This window comes from Streptomyces sp. KR55, assembly GCF_052245645.1.
GTDB classification, from domain to species: domain Bacteria; phylum Actinomycetota; class Actinomycetes; order Streptomycetales; family Streptomycetaceae; genus Streptomyces; species Streptomyces flavusporus.
In genome coordinates this window covers 1-1396 of the sequence record NZ_JBQQCE010000898.1, presented here as the reverse complement: position 1 = coordinate 1396, position 1396 = coordinate 1, and the positions used below count along the sequence as shown (strand labels likewise).

The window sequence follows — 1396 nt, the reverse complement described above, 5'->3', positions numbered from 1 at the left end:
GGAGGGGGCGTAACCCGCGTTGCAGGGCGAGGGGTTCGGGCAGGGCGGGGGCGGCGGGGACGCGGACGGGGGTCATCCGGGCGCCGGTCTCCTCACCTCCGGAGCCCGGGGCGAACATCCGGACGCTGTCGGGCCGTTGCTCCTCGGGCGTGCCGGCCGAGGTGTGCGGGGCGGTCGGCAGGGACGGGAGGCCGTCCGCGGGTCCGTGGGGTGCGCCGGGTGCGGTGGGTGTCGTGCGGTCCGGCTCCTGCCGCGCCGGTGCCGGCAGCCGGCGGGCCAGCCACAGTGCGTCCGCCAGCTCCTCGACGTCCGGGGCGAGACCCGCGTCGCGCAGACGCGCGACCAGCGCCGTGAGCACCTCGCTCACGGCGTCGGCCGGGGTGCCGGGAGCCGGTGCGGACATCGGCTACCTGGGCCCGCGGTCCAGGGGCTGCATCAGCAGCGCCGAGATCTCCTCGCGCCGGACCGCGTCCCGGGCGGCGTGCACGGCGAGGAAGATGGCGTTGAGGAGCTGGTCGGTGGGGCGCAGCGCACCGTCCGCCTCGGCCTCGACGAACTGGTCGAGGATGTCGCGGTGGATTTCGTGCGCGTTCTCACCGAAGTGCGCCTGGACGAGTGCGGCGAGGCCCTCGTTGCGCGGGGCCTGGAGATCGAGCGGGATGCAGCGGCGCAGCAGGGGCGCCGGGAACTCGCGCTCCTGGTTGCTGGTCAGCACGACGAACGGAAAGGCCCGGCAGCGCACCTGACCGCCCGTCACGGCGACCTTCTGCCCGTCGTCGGTGAGCACCTCCACCACCGGTGTCCGGTCGGCGATCCGCTCCAGCTCGGGGATGGCGAACCTGCCTTCCTCCAGCACGTTCAGCAGGTCGTTCGGCAGGTCGATGTCGCTCTTGTCCAGCTCGTCGATGAGCAGGACGCGGGGCCGGTCGGCGGCGAGCAGCGCGGTGCCGAGCGGACCGAGTTTGATGTACCGGCCGATGTCCTCGGACTCCGGTCCGGACACCGCGGCCCCGTCCTGGGCGGCACGCCGGAGCTGGGCGTCCTGGAGGCGGCCGATGGCGTCGTACGTGTAGAGCCCGTCCCGCAGTTCGCTGCGGCTCACGATGGGCCACTCCAGGACCCGGCCGAGTCCGAGTTCGTACGCGACGGAGTGCGCCAGCGTCGACTTGCCCACGCCGGGCTCGCCGGTGACGAGCAGGGGGCGCCTCAGGTAGAGGGCGGCGTTGACGAGTTCGAGGGTCCTGTCGCCCTGGACGGGCAGGGGTACGGCGCCGGCGCCGAGCCTGCGGCGGGTGGAGGAGTCGAGGCTCGGGACGTCGTACGGCACGACCGGGGCGTCGAAGGTGCGCCACGGGGGCGGTGCCGGGAGCTGGTTGATCCTGGCCGGATCCGGACG

1 protein-coding gene and 1 pseudogene are annotated in these 1396 nt (G+C 74.1%); both read right to left on the bottom strand.

Annotated elements, in window-relative coordinates; translation table 11 throughout:
- A pseudogene (locus ACTWQJ_RS51365) lies at positions 1 to 403 on the bottom strand (SAV_2336 N-terminal domain-related protein); the annotation flags it as partial.
- Positions 404 to 406: 3 nt separating this feature from the next.
- A partial coding sequence (locus ACTWQJ_RS51360; protein WP_443313198.1) for an AAA family ATPase occupies positions 407 to 1396 on the bottom strand: 990 nt, incomplete at its 5' end.